This is a genomic window from Arthrobacter terricola (assembly GCF_004354015.1).
In the GTDB taxonomy this organism is placed as follows: Bacteria; Actinomycetota; Actinomycetes; order Actinomycetales; family Micrococcaceae; genus Arthrobacter; species Arthrobacter terricola.
In genome coordinates, this window is the sequence record NZ_SMRU01000046.1 from 13,338 (window position 1) to 29,101 (window position 15,764).

17 protein-coding genes and 1 pseudogene are annotated in these 15,764 nt (G+C 63.5%); 12 read left to right on the forward strand and 6 right to left on the reverse strand.

The annotated features are described in order from the left end of the window. Positions 1–36 precede the first annotated feature (36 nt). The 4 genes from pdhA to E1809_RS24020 are packed head-to-tail and all read left to right on the forward strand — an operon-like array spanning position 37 to position 4,441. Complete coding sequence (gene pdhA / locus E1809_RS24005) at positions 37–1,245, forward strand: pyruvate dehydrogenase (acetyl-transferring) E1 component subunit alpha (protein ID WP_133206756.1); 1,209 nt, start codon at positions 37–39, stop codon at positions 1,243–1,245. Continuing rightward, positions 1,245–2,225: an alpha-ketoacid dehydrogenase subunit beta gene (locus E1809_RS24010; RefSeq protein WP_133206757.1), complete on the forward strand. Its 981-nt coding sequence runs from the start codon at positions 1,245–1,247 to the stop codon at positions 2,223–2,225. Before pdhA ends, E1809_RS24010 begins: the two co-directional genes overlap by 1 nt. 58 nt (positions 2,226–2,283) lie before the next feature. Further along, complete coding sequence (locus E1809_RS24015; protein ID WP_133206758.1) at positions 2,284–3,834, forward strand: dihydrolipoamide acetyltransferase family protein; 1,551 nt, start codon at positions 2,284–2,286, stop codon at positions 3,832–3,834. Then, positions 3,827–4,441 (forward strand): phosphatase PAP2 family protein, encoded by a 615-nt coding sequence (locus E1809_RS24020; protein WP_235835757.1) that lies wholly within the window; start codon positions 3,827–3,829, stop codon positions 4,439–4,441. Before E1809_RS24015 ends, E1809_RS24020 begins: the two co-directional genes overlap by 8 nt. Here E1809_RS24020 and E1809_RS24025 read toward each other — a convergent pair. The 3 genes from E1809_RS24025 to E1809_RS24035 form a co-directional block, all read right to left on the reverse strand. Beyond that, positions 4,438–4,776, reverse strand: a complete 339-nt coding sequence (locus E1809_RS24025; RefSeq protein WP_133206760.1) for a hypothetical protein — start codon at positions 4,774–4,776, stop codon at positions 4,438–4,440. The two genes, E1809_RS24020 and E1809_RS24025, sit on opposite strands and share 4 nt — an antisense overlap. Positions 4,777–4,962: 186 nt before the next feature. After that, the gene (locus E1809_RS24030) at positions 4,963–5,391 is read right to left on the reverse strand and encodes a universal stress protein (RefSeq protein WP_133206761.1); all 429 of its coding nucleotides are present in this window, start codon (positions 5,389–5,391) and stop codon (positions 4,963–4,965) included. After that, entirely contained in the window at positions 5,388–6,695 is a 1,308-nt protein-coding gene (locus E1809_RS24035) for an aminotransferase-like domain-containing protein (protein WP_133206762.1), read from the reverse strand. The genes E1809_RS24030 and E1809_RS24035 overlap by 4 nt, the downstream gene beginning before the upstream one ends. A gap of 112 nt (positions 6,696–6,807) precedes the next feature. On the opposite strand from E1809_RS24035, the gene E1809_RS24040 reads away from it, so the two are divergent. Next, positions 6,808–7,641, forward strand: coding sequence for an isocitrate lyase/PEP mutase family protein (locus tag E1809_RS24040; RefSeq protein ID WP_235835758.1), 834 nt, complete (start codon positions 6,808–6,810; stop codon positions 7,639–7,641). On the opposite strand, the gene E1809_RS24045 is transcribed toward E1809_RS24040, so the two are convergent. Both E1809_RS24045 and E1809_RS24050 read right to left on the reverse strand, forming a co-directional pair. After that, a complete protein-coding gene (locus E1809_RS24045) occupies positions 7,638–8,279 on the reverse strand; it encodes a GerMN domain-containing protein (protein WP_133206764.1) in 642 nt (213 codons plus the stop codon). The genes E1809_RS24040 and E1809_RS24045 overlap by 4 nt on opposite strands. A 189-nt stretch (positions 8,280–8,468) precedes the next feature. Next, positions 8,469–9,035, reverse strand: a complete 567-nt coding sequence (locus tag E1809_RS24050) for an NAD(P)H-dependent oxidoreductase (RefSeq protein ID WP_133206765.1) — start codon at positions 9,033–9,035, stop codon at positions 8,469–8,471. A 124-nt stretch (positions 9,036–9,159) separates the two neighbouring features. Between E1809_RS24050 and E1809_RS24055 the strand changes: the two genes are divergently transcribed. From E1809_RS24055 to E1809_RS24075, 5 genes are all read left to right on the forward strand, one after another. Beyond that, positions 9,160–9,771, forward strand: coding sequence for a TetR/AcrR family transcriptional regulator (locus E1809_RS24055; RefSeq protein WP_205754319.1), 612 nt, complete (start codon positions 9,160–9,162; stop codon positions 9,769–9,771). A gap of 43 nt (positions 9,772–9,814) precedes the next feature. Beyond that, positions 9,815–10,864 carry a Gfo/Idh/MocA family protein gene (locus E1809_RS24060; protein WP_133206766.1) on the forward strand — a complete coding sequence of 350 codons (1,050 nt, stop codon included), beginning with the start codon at positions 9,815–9,817 and terminating at the stop codon, positions 10,862–10,864. Positions 10,865–11,006: 142 nt separating this feature from the next. Further along, positions 11,007–11,672, forward strand: coding sequence for a hypothetical protein (locus E1809_RS24065; protein ID WP_133206767.1), 666 nt, complete (start codon positions 11,007–11,009; stop codon positions 11,670–11,672). 133 nt (positions 11,673–11,805) lie between these two features. Next, entirely contained in the window at positions 11,806–12,357 is a 552-nt protein-coding gene (locus tag E1809_RS24070; RefSeq protein ID WP_133206768.1) for an RNA polymerase sigma factor, read from the forward strand. After that, complete coding sequence (locus tag E1809_RS24075; RefSeq protein WP_133206769.1) at positions 12,354–13,064, forward strand: hypothetical protein; 711 nt, start codon at positions 12,354–12,356, stop codon at positions 13,062–13,064. Before E1809_RS24070 ends, E1809_RS24075 begins: the two co-directional genes overlap by 4 nt. Positions 13,065–13,078: 14 nt before the next feature. On the opposite strand, the gene E1809_RS24080 is transcribed toward E1809_RS24075, so the two are convergent. Continuing rightward, positions 13,079–14,551, reverse strand: a complete 1,473-nt coding sequence (locus E1809_RS24080; RefSeq protein WP_235835759.1) for an APC family permease — start codon at positions 14,549–14,551, stop codon at positions 13,079–13,081. Positions 14,552–14,908: 357 nt separating this feature from the next. On the opposite strand from E1809_RS24080, the gene E1809_RS24085 reads away from it, so the two are divergent. Both E1809_RS24085 and E1809_RS24090 read left to right on the forward strand, forming a co-directional pair. Beyond that, positions 14,909–15,118 (forward strand): hypothetical protein, encoded by a 210-nt coding sequence (locus E1809_RS24085; protein ID WP_133206771.1) that lies wholly within the window; start codon positions 14,909–14,911, stop codon positions 15,116–15,118. 326 nt (positions 15,119–15,444) lie between these two features. After that, positions 15,445–15,764, forward strand: a pseudogene (locus E1809_RS24090) (primary-amine oxidase); the annotation flags it as partial.

The window sequence follows — 15,764 nt, forward strand, 5'->3', positions numbered from 1 at the left end:
TGCTCAGCGACTGGCTGCAGCAGGCAAGGAGACGGAATGGGCTCAACTCAAATGCCCACCCCCGGGATCGACGGAACGGGACTGAACCTGCAGTCTTCCGCGGGGGAAGCCACTGGCGATCCCGCGGCCGAAATGATCCAGCTGCTGGGGCCGGACGGAAAGCTTGGAACGGATCCTGTCTTCTCGGACTACGCCAAGCGGCTTGATCCGGAACAGTTGCGCGGCTTCTATGCCGACATGGCAAAGGTCCGCCGCTTCGACCAAGAGGCCACCGCCCTCCAACGCCAAGGCGAACTGGCGTTGTGGGTGCCCTTGACGGGCCAGGAGGCCGCGCAAATCGGCTCGGGCCGGGCCACGCAGCGACAGGACTACATCTTCCCGTCCTACCGTGAGCACGGCGTTGCCCTCACTCGCAACGTTGACCTCGCTGAATTGTTGAAGCTTTTCCGCGGAATTTCGAACGGCGGTTGGGATCCCCGGGAGAACAATTTCCATCTCTACACGTTGGTGCTCGCGGCCCAGACCCTCCATTCAGTCGGCTATGCCATGGGAATCCAGCGCGACCAAAAGCTCGCCGAGGCTGCCGGGTCCAACGAGCCCAAGGCCGCCGTTGTCGCCTACTTCGGTGATGGCGCAAGTTCCGAGGGCGACGTCCATGAATCCATGGTGTTCGCTGCTTCCTACAACGCGCCGGTGGTTTTCTTCTGCCAGAACAACCACTGGGCCATCTCCGTTCCCACCGAGGTGCAGACCAAGATCCCGCTCTCCAACAGGGCCAAGGGATACGGCTTCCCAGGCATCCGCGTGGACGGCAACGACGTCATTGCTGTCCACGCCGTCACCGAGTGGGCGCTCGAGCATGCTCGTGAAGGCCGCGGTCCCGTGCTCATTGAGGCTTATACGTACCGTGTAGGCGCGCACACAACTGCTGACGATCCAACAAAGTATCGCGGGTCGGACGAAGAGCACGCCTGGCGGGCAAAGGATCCGCTCGATCGCTTGGAGAAATACCTTCGCAGCGAGGGCCTGGCGGACGAAGCTTTCTTCGAGCAAGTCAAGCTTGACGGAGACAAGTTGGCAGCGCATGTCCGCTCTACCACCCAAAACCTTCAGTCTCCCGATATCCGCGAATCATTCGCCCGCGTCTACGCGGAAGCCCACCCCTTGGTGGCTGAGGAACTCGCGTGGTTCGAAGAATACTCCGCCGGTTTCGAAGGCGACGATGAGCAGGAGGCGGGCAACTGATGACCACCATGACTATTGCCAAGGCCATCAATGAAGGCCTTCGTGCTTCCCTGACCAACAACCCGAAGTCCCTCCTCATGGGTGAGGACATCGGCCCGCTTGGCGGCGTCTACAGGGTGACTGACGGGCTCATCAAGGACTTCGGCGCGGACCGTGTTGTGGACACCCCGCTGGCCGAATCCGGAATCATCGGTACGGCGATCGGCCTTGCCCTTCGCGGATACCGTCCCATCTGTGAAATCCAGTTCGATGGGTTCGTCTTCCCCGGTTTCAACCAGATCACCACACAGCTTGCCAAGATGCACGCGCGCAGCGGTGGCAAACTGACGGCACCGGTGGTTATCCGCATTCCATACGGCGGCGGCATCGGCTCGATCGAGCATCATTCGGAATCCCCGGAAGCGTTGTTCGCCCACACTCCTGGACTGCGCATCATTACGCCCTCCAGCGCCCACGATGCCTACTGGATGATCCAGCAAGCCGTCGAATGCCTGGACCCCGTAATTGTCTTCGAACCAAAGCGCCGGTACTGGCTCAAGGGCGAAGTCGACACCGAAAACGCAGGGTTGGCGTCGGATCCGTTCCAGGCGCACGTCCTGCGCGAAGGGACGGACGCCACCATCGTGGCCTATGGCCCGTTGGTCCCGGTCGCCTTGGCGGCCGCTGCGGCCGCGGAAGAGGACGGTCACAGCGTCGAAGTGATCGACCTCCGTTCGCTTTCCCCCATCGACTTCGACACCGTGACCGGCTCGGTCAAGAAGACCGGCAGGCTGATTGTCGCGCACGAGGCGCCAACGTTCGGCGGGCTCGGTGGCGAGATCGCCGCGCGGATCAGCGAGCGTGCCTTCCTCCACCTTGAGGCTCCCGTCATCCGGGTAGGCGGCTTCCACATGCCCTATCCGGTCGCGAAGGTCGAGGAGGACTACTTGCCGGACATCGACAAGATCCTTGAAGCCCTGGACCGTTCCCTGGCCTACTAGCCGCCCCTGATTGCACCCGCCGCTCTGGCCGCGGGACAGCCGAAGATCGAGGACCAAAGTGACTGTTAAGAAATTCAACCTGCCGGACGTCGGCGAAGGCCTGACCGAGGCGGAAATCGTCTCCTGGAAGGTCAAGGCCGGCGACGCCGTCGCAATCAACGACGTCATCTGCGAGATCGAAACCGCCAAGTCCCTGGTGGAATTGCCCTCGCCCTATGCGGGCACCGTGGCCGAGATCCTCGTCGCCGAAGGAATCACAGTCGAGGTCGGAACAGCGATCATCGGCATTTCGGACAACGCGTCCGGCGAACCGGAAACGGTCCAGGCGCCCGCCGCGCCCGCGCAGCCCGCCGATCAACGCGCCCCCCAGCCGGCAGCCGAGACACCGATGTATGGCAAACTGCCCGACGGCGACACCTCCGACGCCGGTCCTGCCGGCGGACCGCTGGTCGGTTCGGGCCCCAAGGCCGACGCCGTCAAACGCCGCCCGCGCAAGCGTCCCGAAGGCGAAGGCGCTACCGGCCCCGCCTCATCCGGGCAACAGGCAGGCGAGGCAGCAGCGCCCGTAGCCGCAGTCGCAGCGCCCCCAGCACCGGCGCCCGCGCGACCAACCCCGACTCCCGCCGTCGAGCCTTCACCTGCTGGTGCACAAGGCGGCGTCCAGGCCCCCGGTTTCACGGGCCTGAGCGCAACGGTCTCCGGCTTGGTGAGCCGTGTCCTGGCAAAGCCTCCGGTCCGGAAGATTGCCCGGGACCTTGGCATCGACCTCGCGGACGTTGTTCCCACGGGTGCGCACGGCGAAGTCACGCGGGAAGACCTGGTCAGTTACCAGTCCCAGCGCGATGCCGAGGTGGATCGCGCGGACAAGTTCTGGGGCGCGTCCAAGAAGCCTCAGGAGCAGCGGATTGAGCGGATTCCCGTGAAGGGCGTCCGCAAGGCGACTGCCAAGGCGATGGTGGAATCGGCCTTCACCGCGCCGCACGTAAGCATCTTCGTAGACGTCGATGCGAGCCGCACCATGGAGTTCGTCAAGCGGCTCAAGGCTTCCCGGGACTTCGAGGGCATCAAGGTTTCGCCCCTCCTCATCCTTTCCAAGGCCGTCATCTGGGCCGCCGCCCGCAATCCGAGCGTCAACGCGGCGTGGGTGGAAAACGCTGATGGCCAAGGTGGTGCCGAGATCCATGTGAAGCACTACATGAACCTTGGTATTGCGGCGGCGACTCCGCGCGGGCTTATGGTTCCGAACATCAAGGATGCGCAGGACCTTTCCCTCAAGGAACTCGCGTTGGCGCTCAATGAGCTCGCCAGCACGGCGCGGGCGGGCAAGACCCAGCCCGCGGAAATGCAGGGCGGGTCGTTGACCATCACCAACATCGGAGCACTCGGTATCGATACCGGAACGCCGATCATCAACCCGGGCGAGGTCGCGATCGTCGCGTTCGGCACCATCAAGCAGAAGCCCTGGGTGCTCGACGGGGAAGTCATTCCGCGGTGGATCACCACGTTGGGCGGTTCGTTCGACCACAGGGTGGTGGATGGGGATCTCTCTGCCCGCTTCATGGCGGACGTCGCATCGATCCTCGAAGAACCGGCGCTGCTGCTTGACTGACATCGGAAACACTTCGGCGACCCGGCGCCAAGTTGCCCGGGTCGTCACCGAGGTCTTCCAGCCGCCAGTAGTGGTATCCGTGATGCTGCTGATCAGCCCGGCGGTGGAACCCGGATTCCCGGGGACGATGTGGTACGGGCTTCTCGCGGCATTCTTTGTTTGCCTGCTGCCGCTCGCCTACGTCCTGCTCATGGTGCGGCTGGGCAAGCTAAGCGACCACCATGTCAGCAATCGCAGGGATCGCGCGCCGCTTCTGATGCTTGCGCTGGTGTCCGTTTTTGTCGGACTGCTGGTGCTTAACGCTGTTCATGCGCCCGTGAGCGTCTCAGCGATGATCCTTGCCTTGATCGGCGGGATTGCGGTGCTCGCCGCGGTCAGCTTGGTGTGGAAAATCAGTGGGCACGCATCGGCAATATCTTCGGCCGCAGTCATGGTCGTGCTGATGTTCGGCCCGGCTTGGTGGCCGTTGCTGCTCTTGGTGCCCGCCGTCGGGTGGTCACGGGTGGTGCTTCGTGACCACACCGTGAGCCAGGTGATCGCCGGCTCGCTGTTCGGCGGGATCGTGATTGCAGGACTGTGGTGGGTCCTGCGAGGCTGGCTGGCCTAGTACGAGGTATAGGTGATCGCGAGATCGCGCAGCTGCTGATCGGTCATGGTGCCGATCATCCCGAAGGACAGCATCATCGCCAGGGCTCCGATGGCCAACATAGCGGTGCTGGCAACGAGGATCAGCTTCCAGTCCGATCGCAGGATGCTTCGGAAGGTCTCCGGCATTTTGAGCGCCGGGGAGATGAGGTTGGGCGCGGTGTCCACAGAACCGTCGTCGAGCACTGCCACAATGCGGTCATTGGCCCGGTCGAAACGCATGGAACTGATGTGGTGGCCGTGGCGGGCAAGAAGGATGTCGTGTCCGACGCGCTGGCGTGGTTGCAAAGCAAGCAAGAGGATCCCCTATGGGTCGTTGTGATGGGGCGGCTCGCGCCCTTGGGGGCCTCTTCAATTTTACGGGCGTCAGCTTGTCCCAAAGGCCAAAAACGGCTTTAGACCGGGGTGAGACCGCCCACCACGACGCGTGATTCCCGTCAAGTCTGAGTGGGGCCCGGCATATGCCGGGCCCCACTCGGAGGGTTAGGGTTCGTCCGTCTTGGCGATGTAGACGTCGCACGGAGCATTGTGGGCAACGGTATTGGCGACGCTGCCCAGCACTCGTCCGATCCCCTGCATCCGGCGGTTTCCGACCACGATCAGGTCCGCACCGACGCGTTCCGCCTCTTGGATCAAGGCTTCGCCGGGCTTGCCAAATGCCGCGGTGTAGCTGATGCCCAGTTTGCCGTCGGCGAGCTTGGTAGCAACGTCCAGGGCGATCTTTTCGGCTTCGTCGGCATCCGAGAGGATCCACTTGTCGCCGCCGCTTTCCACGACTTCGGTGCGCTTCTTGTCAAAGGCCGTCACGACGCGGAGGCTTGCTCCCAAAGCCGTGGCCAGTTCTTTCGCAGTCTCGGCTGCCCTCATTGCGGTCTCACTGCCGTCCACGCCGACTACTACGATTCCGCTCATGCTGTAACTCCTTTGTCCATAATGTTGATCGCCTCGCGCAGTACTGGCGCCAACCGCCGGATACCTTCGGTGATCGCTTCAGGCGGCACTGCGCTGAAGGCCAGTCTAAGTTTGTTGGACGGTTGGTCCGAGTGGGTGAACGCCGCGCCGGGGATGAAGACAACGCCGGCGTCGATCGCTTTCTTGAGCAACGGGTAGGTGTCCACGCCTTCGGGCAGGGTAACCCAGACGAAGAAGCCGCCGTCCGGCCTGGTCCAGTCCAGTCCGGCAGGCATGTACTCCTCCAGGCCGGCCAGCATGGCCTTGCACCGTTCCTCGTACAGCGCCCGGTAGGTGTCGATTTGTCCTTGCCAGTCGTAGTCCCGGAGATATGCCGAGATGATCATCTGGTTGAGGGTCGGCGGGCACAGGGTGACGGCCTCGGACGCGAGGTAGAAGCGCCTTTGCAGGTGTTCGGGAACGAGGGCCCAACCGATCCGCAGGCCCGGGGCGAAGATCTTGGAGAACGACCCCATGTAGATCACATCGTGCGGGTTGGCGGCACGCATAGGTGCGAGCGGGTTGCCGTCGAAGCGCAAGAGGCCGTAGGGGTTGTCTTCCAGGACCAAGATATTCGCGTTCCGGCATATATCCACGATCCGCTGCCTGCGGGCAGGGGCGAGCGTGATTCCGGAAGGATTGTTGAAGTTGGGGATCGTGTAGAGGAACTTGATCGACTTGCCCTTGGCCTGAAGCTCGACGATCTTGGCCTCGAGAAGTTCCGGGATAAGGCCGTCGTCGTCCATGTCCACGGCCTCAACCTGGACCTGGTAGGCCTCGAACGTGTTCAACGCGCCCACGTACGTAGGGTTCTCAACCAGTACAACGTCGCCCGGATTGCAAAAGACCTTGGTTGCGACGTCCTGGGCTGATTGGGAACCCGCGGTGATGACCACGTTCTCGGGGCGGGCGTCGATGATCCCCTCCGCAGCCATGATTTCGCAGATCTGGGTGCGCAGTTCCTCGGTGCCCTGTCCGCCTCCGTATTGGAGGGCGGTCATGCCTTCTTTTGCGATGATCCGCGCGGCGGTGTCGCCCAGCTTTTCGAGGGGCAGGGACTGCAGGTACGGGTTTCCGCCGGCGAGGGAGACGAGCCCGGGCCGCATTGAAATATCGAACACGTCACGTACTGCGGACTGCTTGATGTTGGCGGCGCGCTCCGAGAAGAGTTCCTCGTGGCGGTGGGCGGCAGTGGCTGCGCGCTCTATTGCGTCAATTGCTTCCGCGGGCAGCTCCGGCCCGGCATCCAATGTTTCGTGGGTCACATTGAAAGGATACCCCCGGGAGTTGTCAAATGAGCAACATATGTTTCATGCAACACTGAGGATTGAAGGGCGCATGCTTTACGTTCGGGCAACTGGCGGCTGGAATAGAGCCATGACGACGCATACGGATCTCGAATCCAAGGCCCTTCGCTTCAGGGAACTCCACGAGGCGCAGCATGCGCCATTGGTCTTGGTGAACGTGTGGGACGCGGCGTCCGCGCGGATGGTTGAAGAAGCCGGTGCGACGGCGGTGGCCACCTCCAGCTCGGCAATCTCCTGGAGCATGGGGTACCAGGACGGGGACCACCTCTCTCGGCGCCTCGCGATGGAGGCGCTGTCGCGGATAGTTTCCGCTACCAAACTCCCGGTGACAGCAGATATCGAGACGGGGTACGGGCGAACCGACGAGGAACTGCAGGCGACCATTCGCGCAGTCCTGGACGCGGGCGCCGTCGGGATCAATATCGAGGATTCTGCCGAGAAGCCGCTCACTGACATGGCCGAACACTCGAAACGTATTTCGCTGATCCGGCAGACCGCCGAGGACGCGGGCGTTGGCTTGTTCATCAACGCCCGCACCGACACCTACTGGTCGCGGAGCCTCGGGGACGCGGCCTATGAGGAAACCCTGCGCCGGGCCGAGGCCTACCAGCAAGCGGGTGCGGACGGAGTTTTCGTTCCCGGGGTGGCGGACCTCCATGTCCTGCACGAGCTGTCCCGTCGGATCGCCCTGCCCGTGAATGCGCTGGCCGGTTTGGGTTCGCCGTCGCCGGGGGAGCTGTACGACGCCGGCGTGCGGCGAATCAGCCTCGGCGGCAGTACCGCGAGGGCCGCCTATGAGGCGGTCGCCAGGCTGGCGGCGGAAGTTCTCGGCGACGGCAACTGGTCCGAGCTTGCCGGAACGCGCAGCTATGCCGAAATGGACGCGTTATTCGGGGAGCGCTAGCGCAGGCTCAGCACATTCGAGAGGTCATTCCCGTCGATGTAGATCTCCGCTTGAGATGCGCCCGTGGCTGCCACTGCGGTTTGGGTGAGTTGGGTTTCGATCCGCGGATGGTCGCAAACGCCGCCGGGTCGGAGGGGGCCGCTCAAATTCACGACGACGGTGGACCCGTCCAGGTATCCCGAAACGTAGCGCAGCGTGGAACCTGAGAGGGCGTTGTACAAGCCTGCCTGAGTTGCGTTATTCCCAGTGGCTGTGTTCCCAGGAGCAAGGAGCTGATTCATCGCGGTAGCCAAGGGATCGGAACCGGAAGCAGGAGTGAGTGGGACGGCGACAAGGCTGTCGTCACAGCCGAAGCGGATTCCGCGGGCGCCAGCGTCGCCAATGGCCACGAAATACACGGAAAGTCCCGATGAATCACCCGCATCCGGGAGTACGGTTGCTGCCTCCACTGGACCCGCGGTGGCGGTCGGTTCCGCCGATCGTGGCCCGGCGGGCTGGAGGACCGGGAGGGGTGCGGGAGCCGGAGCGGGCGTGGGGACATCGCCGGAACCCGCGCAGCCGGCCAGGCAGAGAACGAGAGGCAGGCACCAAGCGGCGATCGCCGTCGTCGTGCGTTTTGCGCCGCGCTTGAGCCCCATGACAGCTCCCGCCCCTGCCCTGATCCACCTGTGCTTCCCGTAACTCAACGTTACGATCGGTCACCTGGCGGAGGGCCGCGCGGTCCATGACAGTTCGGCTACAGCTCAGTCACGGATTGGTAGCGGAACGGGGCGGGGCGCCCGAATGCCTCGGGCGCCCCGGTGTCCGGCAATAAGGGTGTCCGGCAATCAGGCCGCGACTTCTTCTTCCTGGATGGCGGTCAGCGGCTCGAAGATGCCCTTGATCTGCTCGACAACCTCGGCGTCGTCCTTCGGGTGCAGCTCAGCGAAGCGGATCATGGAACCGGGGACGGCGAGCTTGACGTCTTCGAGGACCTTGGCGCCGGCGATTCCCACAGCCTTGCGGGCTTCGTCCTGTGCCCAAACGCCGCCGAACTGGCCGAAAGCGGTTCCGACGACGGCGGTCGGCTTGCCGGCGAGGGCGCCTGCGCCGAACGGGCGGGACAGCCAGTCGATCGCGTTCTTGAGGGATGCCGGCATGGTGCCGTTGTGCTCGGGGGTGACGAGGAGGATCTCGTCCGCGGCGGAGGCTGCGGCGCGCAGGGCGGCGGCTTCGGCGGGAACCTGGCCGTCGACGTCGATGTCTTCGTTGTAGAACGGAATGTTGCCGAGGGATTCGTGGATCTGGACGTCCACGCCTTCCGGGGCGTTGAGCTTGATGGCTTCGGCGAGCTTGCGGTTGTGGGAGTCGGCGCGAAGGCTGCCGACAAGGGCGAGAACGGTGTTCTTGGACATTGGAACTCCTTGGGTCTGGCCGCGGCCGGTGCCGCAGACGCTCGGTTTCTGAGGCTTTTTCCGCCTTCGTTAGATCTAAACGGACTACAGTCCGGTTAATATTCCCGGGTCTAGAATGTTTTTTGTGAGCCTCATCCCCATCAGGCCTGAGCTGCCGTTCGGGGCGCCGTCGGAACGCAGCGACGCCGCGCGCAACCGTGAACGGCTCCTCCACGCCGCGCGGGAGCTCGTTAACGAATGCGGCGTGGACGCATTCACGATGGACATGCTCGCCTGCCGGGCGGACGTCGGAAAGGGCACTGTTTTCCGGCGGTTCGGCAGCAGGGCCGGACTTATGATGACCCTGCTGAGCGATTCCGAATCCGAATTCCAACGTCAGTTCATCTTTGGCCCGCCTCCGCTTGGTCCGGGAGCCCCGCCGCTCGAACGGCTCATTGCGTTTGGCGAAGCCCGCATCAAGTTCGTCGAGGAATTCGGTGAACTTGCCCGGGCGGCCTCGGAACATTCTCCGCAGAACCGCCACGATGCCCCGCCCGTGGTCCTGTGGCACAGACACATCGAGATGTTGCTCCGCGAAGCCGGACTGGACCGCGATCCCTGGCTCCTGGCCCTCTCGCTCGGCGCCTCCCTCGATCCGGAACGCGTGCTGCACTCTCTCCGGGAGCACGGAATTCCGCAGGAGCGACTCGCGGCCTCGTGGCGAGAACTCGTCACCCGCCTGCTGAAAGACGGCTGACAAAACCCTTCGCCGGGCTGTCCTGGCCGGGTACGGTGGCGACATGACCCACACACCCATCCGCACCGCCGTCGTCGGCTACGGACTGTCCGGCAGCGTCTTCCACGCGCCGTTCATCGCAAGCAATCCCGCGTATTCACTCGACGTCATCGCTACCTCGGACGCCGAGCGCAAAGCAAAAGCGCTACATCGGTATCCCGACGTAAAGCTCGTGGACACTCCCGACGACGTCCTGGCGCTCGCCTCCGAACTGGACCTCGTCATCCTCGGCACCCCGCCCGCGACCCACCACCCGCTTGCGAAAGCCGCGCTGGAAGCCGGACTCGACGTCGTCGTCGACAAGCCGTTCGCAGTCACCAGTGCGCAGGGCCAGGAGCTGATCGAATTGGCCGCGAGGCTCGGCCGCGTGCTGACCGTCTACCAGAACCGCCGCTGGGACGGCGACGCGCTGACCGTGAAAGAGCTGCTCGACGCCGGGACGCTCGGCGAAATCATGCGGTGCGAAGCGTCGATGGAACGGTGGGCGCCCGCCATCAGCAAGGAATGGAAGGCACAAGCGACAGCGGACGACGGCGGCGGGCTGCTTTTCGACCTCGGCACCCATTTGCTGGACTTGTCGTGGCAGATGTTCGGTCCGTGCGACGTGGTCCACGCCGAAATCCTGCGCCGGCGGCCGCAGGAACGGGCTGATGACGACGTTTTCCTCGTCCTGAAACACGATTCCGGGGTCATCAGCCACGTCACCGCCAACGCCAACAGCCAACTCCACGCCCCGCGATTCCGGATCCTGGGCAGCAAGGGCGGCTTCGTGAAATACGGCATCGACCCGCAGGAGCCGTTCATTGCGGCAGGCGGGCTGCCCACGGCCGGGGCTTACGGCGTCGACGATCCGCACCACTACGGAATCCTGGAAGTCGATGGCGAGCGGACCACCGTTCCCACCGAACGCGGTGCTTACCAGGAGTTCTACCGGATCCTCGCGGAAAAGATCGACGACGGCGGTGCCGCCTCCGCATTGCCCCTCCCGGTGGATCCGGCCGGCCCGGTCGAGATACTGAAGCTGATTGAGAAGGCGAGGGCCCTGGCGTCCTAACCCATTAAAAGTTTTTTGAAACCGGAGTAACTTCTCCGGGACCGCCAACGATGTAAGGGGAGTGCGGGCCACGTCCGCACTTGATCATCCGGCCGCGACCAAGCCGCGGCCGGGGTAGTCCAAAACGTTTGTCGGAGGTCTCATGTCCTTGTTCACTGTCCTTGCCACCAGCAAAGTCGCCGCGGGCGTCCTGGCCGCCGGAGCCGTCGCAGTTGGCGGAACCGGCGTCGCCGCATTCAACGGCGCACTGCCGAGCGGCCTCCAGCAGAGTGCCCACGAACTGGTCGGGGCTCCGGCGCCCGCGGTCTCGAAGGCATCCGACGCCGCTTCCGACGCTGCGAATGCCGCAACGGCAAAAGCGACTGACGCTGCCTCTAACGCCACGGATGCCGCGAAGGCAAAGGCCGCTGACGCTGTCAACGATGCCAAGACCAAAGCGGCCGACGCCGTTGACGACGCAAAGGCAAAAGTCGCCGACATTGCAGCCACTGCAACCTCGCCCGACGCCCTTGGCCTCTGCACCGCGCTGCTCAACGGCGGCCTGACGGCCGATTCCAAGGTGCCCGGCTTCTCCTCGCTGGTTGTCGCGGCCGGCGGCGAAGCCAACGTCAAGACGCACTGCCAAGCCGTCGTGGCCGGCGCTTCCGTCTCCGCGAACGCCAACGCGGACGCCAATGCCAACGCGGTTGCCAAGCCCACAGCCCCGGCGATTCCTGCCGTGCCCTCCCAGCTCCCCACGGTTCCCGCAATGCCCTCCCAGCTCCCCACCGTTCCGGTGAAGGTGCCGGTCGATTCCGTTCAGAAGTAACACGACAGCTACGCTGGAATGGCGGGGCTCCTTGGCTTGATGACAAGGAGCCCCGCGACGCAATAGACAGCAGCGGCGGTCGATTCCCTGGCCTGGAATGATGATCGAGCTGCGTGGGATGGAGGGGTCGCGGGTGCTTGACCCTTTGGCTGACGAATACTTGCAGGCGGAACACGACGATCCCGCGCTGCTCTTCACGGCTGCCTACAACAACTTCTCCGGCCCCATATTCGGCTACCTGCGAGCCCGCGGAGTGGACGACCCCGAGGCAGTCACGCAAGACGTCTTCCTGGCCCTCTATCCCAAACTTGGTTCCTTGCACGGAGGACTCCAAGGGGCCAAAACCCTGCTCTTTTCCATAGCGCACGCCCGAATGGTGGACCATTACCGGAAGCGCGAGCGTGCCCCTGAGCCGGCGCCTTACGAACCTGACCTGGACGCCCGCAGCGCGCCGTCAGCCGAAGACCAGGCGTTCGGCCATGACGGAGGCCTCGGCGTCACCGATCTACTGGCCGAGCTCAGCACCGACTACCGGGAAGTCCTGGCCCTGAGGGTCGTCGCGGACCTGTCGGTGGAAGAAACGGCGGACATCATGGGCAAGACCCAAGGGGCCGTCAAACAATTGCAGCGTAGGGCATTGAGCGCACTCAGAGAACGCGCACTCCTAAGGAACGGCACATCATGAGCGAAAAATCCGCATCACAGGCAGAGGAAGGCATCGATCGCCTCCTGGCCGAGGCCGGACTCGACGAAGCGTACGAGATCCGCGACGAGCTCCTGGAATTGCGTGCCCTCGCAAGCAGCATGCCCCAGCCCTCGGCCGAGGTCCTCGCCCTGATGAACCCGACCGCCCAAGCTGCCACAACTCACCCTTCCACCGCCGAAGCCGCGCCTTTCGACGAACTGGCCGCGCGCCGTCGTCGTAAGCGCCGTGCCGGAATCGCCGCATTGGCAGTTGCGGCGTCTCTGGCGGCCGGTGCCACTGCCGCCGCAGCGTCCGACGGCGGCATCCCGGGCACGATTCAACACTTGGAGACCGTCGTGGGAACCGTGGTTTCACAGTTTGTGCCCGGTTCGGGTGCCAAGGCTCCGCAGACGCCGGTGACGCCGTCGGATTCTCGGCTGGCGCCCGCAGGGGATTCGACGTCGGCGGTCACGCCGGCGCCAACGCCCACGGCCTCGGACGCTCCCCGAAACAGTGAGCAGCCCCGGGAGACTCCGGAAACCACTTCGCCCAGTATGCCGTCGAATCTTCACAAAGGCTTGGGCGACCTCTCCAAGGCCAAACCGGCCCCGATCCCTGTTCCGTCGCCGGTGCTTCCGGGGCCGGGTATTACCCTGCCGCCGCCCGTTCCTTCGGACCTCCTGCCGAGTCTTCCCGCCAAACCGTAGATTTCATCCGGTGGTCAGGGATTGGGCCGGCCGTGGAAAAGGTCGGATTCCCGCGACTCGTCGTAGACTCCCACGGAATCCAACCGTTTCGGCGAGCGGCGATGGAGCATCCTTGCATAAATGACGCTCGCGAGGAGCATCGCGACGTAGATGACTGTCTGTAGGTTTCCTGCCCGCAGCGACACGCTTGCCGCTGTCCAAAACACCGCCCCAAGTGCGAGCGAAGTTACCGCGCCGAGGACCCAGTTGCCGAACGTCGCCTCGCCGATCCTGCGGAGGAAGAACGGCATGGATGCGCTGGCGAGGATGTAGGATCCAAGATACCCGTAGGCGCCCAGGATGAAGAGGTTCACTAGTCCCTCGGTGGGGCTCGCTCCCGAGACAATCATGACGATCGGGACAAGCACGATCACCGGCATGACGGTCAAGATAGCCGTCGAGGGTGTGCGGAAGACCGGATGGGTGCGGCCGACGTTTCGCGGCGCTACGCCCTCCCTTCCCATGCAGAAGAGGATCCTGACAAGCGCATTGACGGACGCGATTGAGCACGCAAACCAGGACGCGGCGATTCCCAGGTCCAGGGCTGCCGCGAATGCGGAGGACGTCTGGGAAAACAGGCCTGACAGGGGAGTGGAGCTGGTTGTGACGTTCAGGGGAGCTTCTTTGAGGGCCGCGTCTTGGGCCGTCACAGCGAGAAGGCAAAGGGCTCCCATCAGGATGGGGGTCCAAGTGATGGCGCGCGGCACGCTGATGAACGGCTTGTAGGCTTCACCGCCCAGCGTGGTGGGGCTTTCGAATCCGACGAACGCACTCACGGCCACGACCACTCCGATTGCCAGCGAGTCGAAGTTGCCGTTCCAGGCCACAGCGCTCCCGAAGCTGAGCTTGGGGGCGTTGAGGACGAAGTAGATGATCATGAGGACGGCGAGGACAGCGATGGAGAGGGATTCCATCAGCAAAGTGATCCACGCCGAAACATGGACTCCCCTCACCATGAGGAATGTGGCAGCACCGCCGGAGACAAGGACGATCAGCACTACGAGGACGCCGGGGTTAGCTATCGGGATCCCGAGGTTGCTGAAGAGTTCCGTCGTGTAGGTGCCTACGACAAGAAGGCTCGCCATGGCCACGAGGGCATAACCGAACATTGCCGACCATCCGGCAGTGATGGCCGGTACGGGGCCGAGTCCCTTCGCGGTGTAGCTGTATAACCCGCTAACGGCCGCCATCCTCTTAGCCATCGGCCTGAGGGACAAGGACACCAGCACGATGACCGCCATTGCCGTTCCGAAAGTCATTAGCAGGTTCGGTCCCGCGGATCCGGAAACGAGGCCCGGAAAGACCAAGGCCGGAATAACGGACATGGCCCCTGCCGGTGCGACGCCAGCTACAGCCTGGGCGAAGACGGGCAGGAAGGACAATTTCCGCCGGCTTAGCCCCTCCACAGGGGAGCGGGGCTTAATGAAGCGATCGACGCGGACAGACACTGGGTACCAACTTTCCTCCGGTGGGCAGGTCGCGCTGCTTATGTGGGACACAAGCCCGCCCGAGATGCAAAACGTTAGCATCGGGGACGGTTTCCAAATGTTTCCAACATGTTAATTCGGGTGAGGAAATAGGCTCCGGAAGTTCTCACGAAAAATTCAATAAAAACCTCGCCGTGATCAATTACCTGACGTAGTTTTGGTTTCACAAAGAAATGCAGGTGACCGGGATCACGCCGGCAGGCCCGATGGCGGGCCGGCTGGAACCTTCATTGAGGAGGGGTCCGGAAGCCTGGGTCGTCAGTATCAAGGGTTGGTGAGTTGGGGGCCCCTGATCCCTGGAAGAAAAGGTGTTACATCATGCTTAGTTTGGTCGCAGAGCCCGTAGAAGTCGTCGTCAGCGACGCCGGGCGCCTCTATGAAATGCTCGACAACGCCGAGGCCATGCTTCGCCAGCGGCCACAGCGCTCCGCGGGCATCCTGGTCACCCGGCATGAACCCGGCCGTTACACCCTGGCCCTCCATGAGAGCGTTCCCTTCGGCGAAACCCGCGAGAAGATCGTCGCCTGAGTACCGCGCTAGGTGACGGCTAAGCGCCGCGCCGGGTGACCCTGGGGCACGTTTCTCGAATGTTTCCAGCATGTTAACTGGAGCGAGAATTTCTCGCTCTGAATTTCTCACGTAAATTTTCACAAAAGCCTCGTCGAGGCGAATTTGCTGACGTAGTTTTTCCTCATGGAAAGAATGCAAGTGACCGGCATCACGCTAGCGGCCCGTCTGGGGTCCCGCTGACACTTGCAAGCCGAACAGCAAGCTCGACGTATGCAGCCAGGCTCGACCTGCGCAAGAACCTATCAACGCGTCCTGTTCCAGGACCTGGTTATTAGAGGAGAAGTATGACCATCAACAGTGAGGTTGAATCCGCCGTGGGTACGGCGCATCCTTTGGATCCTTTGTCGCGGGCGGAGATTTCGCGTGCGGTGGGGATTTTGAGGGAGGGTCCTGCTGCTGCGGAGTCGTTCCGGTTTGGCAGTGTGGAGTTGCGTGAGCCGGGCAAGGCTGAGTTGCGGGCTGGTGTGGCGGTGGTGCGTGAGGCTGATGCGGTGTTGATTGACCGTGCGTCGGGGGCGGCGTTCGAGGCCGTGGTGGATCTGGACGGGGGCCTGGTGTCGTCGTGGACGCAGCTGGGCAAGGGGGTGCAGCCGCCGTTCATGTT

Coding starts and splice junctions, on each gene's coding strand:
- pdhA (WP_133206756.1), top strand. CDS start 37: ATGGGCTCAACTCAAATGCCCACCCCCGGGATCGACGGAACGGGACTG.
- E1809_RS24065 (WP_133206767.1), top strand. CDS start 11,007: ATGTCCTTGTTCACTGTCCTTGCCACCAGCAAAGTCGCCGCGGGCGTC.
- E1809_RS24030 (WP_133206761.1), bottom strand. CDS start 5,391: ATGAGCGGAATCGTAGTAGTCGGCGTGGACGGCAGTGAGACCGCAATG.
- E1809_RS24060 (WP_133206766.1), top strand. CDS start 9,815: ATGACCCACACACCCATCCGCACCGCCGTCGTCGGCTACGGACTGTCC.
- E1809_RS24040 (WP_235835758.1), top strand. CDS start 6,808: ATGACGACGCATACGGATCTCGAATCCAAGGCCCTTCGCTTCAGGGAA.
- E1809_RS24050 (WP_133206765.1), bottom strand. CDS start 9,035: ATGTCCAAGAACACCGTTCTCGCCCTTGTCGGCAGCCTTCGCGCCGAC.
- E1809_RS24085 (WP_133206771.1), top strand. CDS start 14,909: ATGCTTAGTTTGGTCGCAGAGCCCGTAGAAGTCGTCGTCAGCGACGCC.
- E1809_RS24045 (WP_133206764.1), bottom strand. CDS start 8,279: ATGGGGCTCAAGCGCGGCGCAAAACGCACGACGACGGCGATCGCCGCT.
- E1809_RS24075 (WP_133206769.1), top strand. CDS start 12,354: ATGAGCGAAAAATCCGCATCACAGGCAGAGGAAGGCATCGATCGCCTC.
- E1809_RS24010 (WP_133206757.1), top strand. CDS start 1,245: ATGACCACCATGACTATTGCCAAGGCCATCAATGAAGGCCTTCGTGCT.